Genomic DNA, 5,000 nt, shown 5'->3' with positions numbered 1-5,000 from the left:
CTCGGTTCGACTGGTAGAGGTCGACGTGGAGGACCGTCAACTCCGCGTCGCGTTCCCTCGCGACGCGGACTGCCTCTTCGAGCGTCGCCCGCGAGTGTCTGGAGAGCGGATACCGAACCGGGACCACGACCCGTGTCATATTCGGGACCCACTCACTGGGTGTGCGTCAACCTTTCCTTCTCGGACGCGTTGGCCGGCGTCTGAACGGCGGTTGGAGATCGGTCAGTCCTCCGCGGGTGTCGTCGTCCGTCGCTCGATTCGCCCCTCGACTGCCGCGTCGAACCCGACGTCGCGGGCGTACCGTGCCAGTTCCTCGTGTTGAATCCCGAACTCACCGGCGCGGTGTGCCTGTGTCGCCGCCGGGAACTCCTGTGTGCTGTGGAGGACGTAATCGCTCGTGGCGAGGGTGTAGAGCCTCTCCGGGTCGATTGGGTCGCCGCCGACGGTGGCCTCGACGACTTCGTCTCGTTCGTCGTCCCAGACGATGCGTGCACCACTGACGTGTGCGTGCCACCACTCGGGTTCGCCGAATCCCATCTTCGTCCCGCGGGCGGCGTTGAAGACGGCGAGCAGTTCCGTGCCGGTCACTTCGGCGACGACCAGATGCTCTTCGAACGGGACGAGACTCACCAGGTCGGCGTGGGTGATGTCGGGGCCGATTGGCGGACCCGAGCGAATCCCGCCGCTGTTTTGCAGGCCGACGTCCGCGCCAGTGGCCCAGCGGTAGGCGTCCGCGATAGCGTTCCCAACCCGACACTCGCCGGCGGCGACAGTCTCTTCTGACCGGTCCATCGGGCGGTCGATTCGGCAGAGGATGTCGTCGAGACCAGCGGCGTCGACACGCCCGTTGAGCGCCGTCACGAGCGACTCGACGGGGCGGTACTCCGACGTCCTGTGTCGGACCGTCTCGATTCGCTCCACCTCGATTCGAACTTCCCAGACGACGTGACCGTTCGCGCCGGGGCGGACGATTGGGACGCCGTCGACCACGTCGTCGCGTTCTGCGTGGACGTGCCCGCCGAGGACGAGGTCGACGTCGCACCGACTGGCGAGTTCGTCGTCGCCGCTCCCGAGGTGTGAGAGTGCGACGACGACGTCGGCACCCTCTTCGCGGAGTGCGGTGGTCGCGTCGTCTGCCGCCGCGTACGGGTCGTCGAACGTGAGTTCGACCGCTTCGGGGTTGATAGACCCGGTTGCAGGGTCTGTCACGCCGAAGAACCCGAGTGTCACACCGTCTATCTCGCGGGTGGCCCACGGGACGGCACCGTCGGCGGCGGCGAACTGGTCGCCGTTCTCGTCGCGGACGTTGCTAGAGACCCACGTCGGGCGACTCGCGGCGACGAGTTCGCGGGTCCGACTCGCGCCATAGTCGAAGTCGTGGTTGCCGAACGTCTCCAAGTCGGCGTCGACGGCGTCGTAGAAGTCGAGGACCTGCCCGCCTCGTTCGACGAGCGACAGGACGCCGGGAGAGGTGTTGTCGCCCGTGCCGACGACGAGGGTTCGTTCGTCGTCGAGGGCGGTGACGCACCCGGCGAGGCAGCCCGCACGCTCGGGGTCGTCGAAGACGTTCTCGATATCGGAGTAGTGGAGGAGCCGAGGCATTCGCTGGTCGAACGTGGGGGTGCGATTGGACAAGAAGCCGTCGGGACGCAGTGGAGTTCGAGGAGTGGACTTGGGCCAGACGCCGGTCCACGAAGCAGTCGCTCCCCGAATCGACCCGCGTTACTCGCCTGCTTCGCCTTGCAGTTCGAACGCGACTTCGACCTCTGCTTGGTACTCTCGGGTCTCTACAGAGGCGACTTCGACGCCGAGTTCTTTCACCTCGACCCATTTGACACCGGCGAGCGTCTCCTCTGCTCGGTCGATTGCGTCGTCGACTGCCGCGTCGAAACTCTCGTTACTCCGACCGATGAGGGTGATTTTCTTGAACACCATCTCGGCAGACTATTCGTCGTACTATCACAAATAATCGTCCCCGTCTGCACTTCGATACGGCGTCCCGGTTTCGGCGTACTCGGAGACGAGGTCACAAGCCCACTCGATTGCCTGCGCGTCGTAACTCACGAGCATCGCCTCCACACCTCCCGTGTGGTTGTACACGACGAGCGTCACAGACGCGTCGTCCGGTTGCTCGGCGACGAAAACCCCGTACGGTGGAGCGTCGGCGACACTGAAGATACGAACACCTGCGTCGTGGACGGCATCGAGTGCGGCCCCGTACTGTGACGAGAGCCACGACAGCGACTCCTCCGAGACGACGAACCGCGCGTCCTCGCCGAGCGAGACGAGCGTCTCACGTGTGTCCGGGTCGAGTCTGAACCGAAACGGGCCGTTGAAGCCATCGATTGCCGTCACGTCGTCGATGACGGCCTCGACTTGGCTTTCGAGTGCCGCGGGGTCTCTGTCGCAGACGATGGCGTCACGGAACAGCGACGTTGGCACGTCGAGTCCGTCCGGAAGACGGGCCAGAACTGCGTCGGCGGCGAGAACGGTCGAGAACGTGTCGAGTGCTTCGTCGTGCGTGCGCAAGGCGACGACGCCAGTGTTCGTCGCGACGAACCCACCAGAGATGTGTTCGACCAACCCGAGGTCAGTGAGTTCCTCGATACCACGGTCGATAGTCGACCGAGAGATCGACAGTAGGTCGACGAGTTCCGCTTTGGTGTACGTCTCCGTCGTCAGCACGTCGAGTATCGACCGGCGTTTGGACACAGTCGAAAAGTCGACTGCCCGGTTGTCCGTCGTGGCCGACTTCCTCATCACCCTCTAAACCTCAACGCACCTACAAATTTGTAACGGCAGCGTTGGTGGTCGACGAACGTGGTCGTCGCCACGCTACTGTGTTGAGCCGTCCAGACGCGACCGAATCGCACCGACCACGTCGGTGAGGTGGGCAGTTCCCCAGAGTGCGACCACTAACCCACCGATGGTGTCGAAGACGAGGTCCAACATCGTATCTTCGAGTCCGTACTGCGTCAACACCGACCCAGTCCCGGCGAGCGCGGCGACACGGGAAATCCCAAACTCGATGACCTCCCAGAAGACGCCGAACGCGAGGACGAACAACAAGATGAAGACGAACATGAACCTGCCGGGGAGGTAGATAGCGGTGGTGTGCTGGTCGACGGCCCGAATCGTCGCGTACCCGGCCGCGGCGACGACGGACGACGAGAGTGCGTGGGTGAGGTGGTCCCACCACCAGACACCGGCGTAGAAACTCGTCTCGGAACCGGGGATGCCGACGGTGCCGAGTGCGTGGAGGAACGCGGCGGCGGAAATCCAGAGCGTCAATCCGGCGTCCATCGGGATGCGGTAGTCGCGTTCGAGTATCGCCGGCAAGTACGTCACGCCGAGGCCGACGGATGCGTTGACCACGATACCGAGGTTTCGCCGGTCGAGCCCGATGAAGATGAGACCGACGAGAATCAGTTGCATCGCTCGCGCGAGTTGTTGCTGGCGATGTGCGTCGATGTGCAGTCTCGTCCGGATCTTCACGGCGACTCCCCTCCGTCGGGTTCGACCGTCTCCGCCGCTTCGACGACCTCTGCCGGGATGCGCTGTCTCGAATCTGCCCGACGGCGGAAGTAGTACTCGAACAGTAATCCAGCGGCGAGTCCGGCGACTGTCGCGGCCACGAAGTCCCACATCAGGGCCGTCTCGACGACGTCCTCGGGCCGGCCGTTCAACAGGAGGCGCGTCCCGAGGTAGAGGTCCGACAACCACTGGACCACCGCCCAGACGCCCGCGGCGGCCATCGTCGCGATGACGACGAAGAAGACGGCGAACGAGTGGTTCATCCGAACCGGCGTGAACACGTCTAACTCGACGGCGATGATGAGGGCGACTGCGGCGACGGCGAGGTACGTCGAGACGCGCCCTGTGAACGTCAGTCCGCCAATCGTCTGCCCCGTGACGAGGACTCGAGCGACCAATGGGAACGACGCGAGCGCGACCACTTCCCACGGGAGCATCGCCTGTGGTTCACGGAACGCAATCGCTGGGACGACGGTCAGGATAGCGACGATGGCTGCGAATCCACCCCAGACGAGGTCGTCGTTGGCCACGACACTCCCGATAGCGACTGCTACGAGAAATCCAACGAATAACCACGAGAGGGCCGCGTTGAGCCGTTTGTTACGGACAAACCGACGTAGCCCCGACTGCGTGGTCTGCGGCATACCCATCCGTTAGCGATGGGGTGAGAAAACGTTTGGGCGCGGTTAGGTGTTCGCGCCGCGAACGACTTCGTAGTCGTCTCCCCCACCGTTCGACACACCAATAATGGCCCACTCGTACGGGAGGTCGACACCTCGGAGGCGCTCTGTGAGCGCATCGATGTGGTCGTCCCACGTCACGAAGCAGCGGAGGCGATATCCGTTCTCGTCTCCGCCGTCTGTAAGTACCGGTCGGCACTCAGACGCTTCGCGCGAGCTCAGTGCGGTCACTTGGACCGTACGCCACTTGTGTTCGGCCAGCATTTGGGGTCCGTCCCCCGAGACGGTGTACCCCAGCCGGCCGAATATCGACCGAGCCTCCTGAACAGGGGGAATCGAAGCCTGGGCCATGCAACTCTATCTACACTAGCGCCCTTGATAAAGGTTGTCACGGCACACCGTACCAATTGTCAACGAATGTTCGGTTGCACAGACGATTCTACTCGTGTGCGGCGTCCCACTCGTCTGGTTTTCGGACGTTTCCACACTCGTTGCACTCGATTCGCCCCATCGTGTCCATCGCGGTATTGAACGAGTCACAGTTACTGCAGAGGAATCCCCATCGGTTCTCGGCGTCGTCAGTCGCGTAGACTACGTAGAACGGCCCTTTCGACCCGCGTTCGACTTCGTCCTGTGCGACGTAGACGGTCTTTCCACTGTCGACGGTCTGTGATTGTAAGTCGGCCATGTACCTCGATTCGCGGGCGAGTGGCTTAAGAAGTCTGGGCCTACGTCCGGAAGGATTCGCCGCACCCGCAACTGCTCGTCGCGTTCGGGTTCTCGACG

The 5,000-nt window shown here is 63.4% G+C and carries 8 protein-coding genes; all 8 read right to left on the bottom strand.

The window, feature by feature from the left end; genetic code table 11:
* On the bottom strand, window positions 1-139 hold a 139-nt coding region (locus tag AUR66_RS08670), incomplete at its 3' end, for a universal stress protein (RefSeq protein ID WP_197409713.1).
* Window positions 140-222: 83 nt separating this feature from the next.
* The gene (locus AUR66_RS08665; protein WP_058572053.1) at window positions 223-1,602 is read right to left on the bottom strand and encodes a bifunctional metallophosphatase/5'-nucleotidase; all 1,380 of its coding nucleotides are present in this window, start codon (window positions 1,600-1,602) and stop codon (window positions 223-225) included.
* Between the two features lie 120 nt (window positions 1,603-1,722).
* Window positions 1,723-1,935: a dodecin gene (locus tag AUR66_RS08660; RefSeq protein WP_058572052.1), complete on the bottom strand. Its 213-nt coding sequence runs from the start codon at window positions 1,933-1,935 to the stop codon at window positions 1,723-1,725.
* A gap of 24 nt (window positions 1,936-1,959) precedes the next feature.
* Window positions 1,960-2,760, bottom strand: a complete 801-nt coding sequence (locus AUR66_RS08655; protein ID WP_058572051.1) for a transcriptional regulator FilR1 domain-containing protein — start codon at window positions 2,758-2,760, stop codon at window positions 1,960-1,962.
* A gap of 75 nt (window positions 2,761-2,835) precedes the next feature.
* Window positions 2,836-3,495, bottom strand: a complete 660-nt coding sequence (locus tag AUR66_RS08650; RefSeq protein WP_058572050.1) for a hypothetical protein — start codon at window positions 3,493-3,495, stop codon at window positions 2,836-2,838.
* Window positions 3,492-4,178 (bottom strand): hypothetical protein, encoded by a 687-nt coding sequence (locus AUR66_RS08645; protein WP_058572054.1) that lies wholly within the window; start codon window positions 4,176-4,178, stop codon window positions 3,492-3,494. The genes AUR66_RS08650 and AUR66_RS08645 overlap by 4 nt, the downstream gene beginning before the upstream one ends.
* A gap of 42 nt (window positions 4,179-4,220) precedes the next feature.
* The gene (locus AUR66_RS08640; RefSeq protein WP_058572049.1) at window positions 4,221-4,565 is read right to left on the bottom strand and encodes a DUF7116 family protein; all 345 of its coding nucleotides are present in this window, start codon (window positions 4,563-4,565) and stop codon (window positions 4,221-4,223) included.
* An 88-nt stretch (window positions 4,566-4,653) separates the two neighbouring features.
* On the bottom strand, window positions 4,654-4,902 hold the full coding sequence (locus AUR66_RS08635; protein ID WP_058572048.1) for a DUF5816 domain-containing protein: 249 nt from the start codon (window positions 4,900-4,902) through the stop codon (window positions 4,654-4,656).
* Between the last annotated feature and the right edge of the window lie 98 nt (window positions 4,903-5,000).

The sequence above is a fragment of the Haloferax profundi genome (assembly GCF_001469865.1).
GTDB lineage: Archaea > Halobacteriota > Halobacteria > Halobacteriales > Haloferacaceae > Haloferax > Haloferax profundi.
Note: the sequence above shows the minus strand (reverse complement) of the source record. Positions and strands in the feature narration are given on the sequence as shown.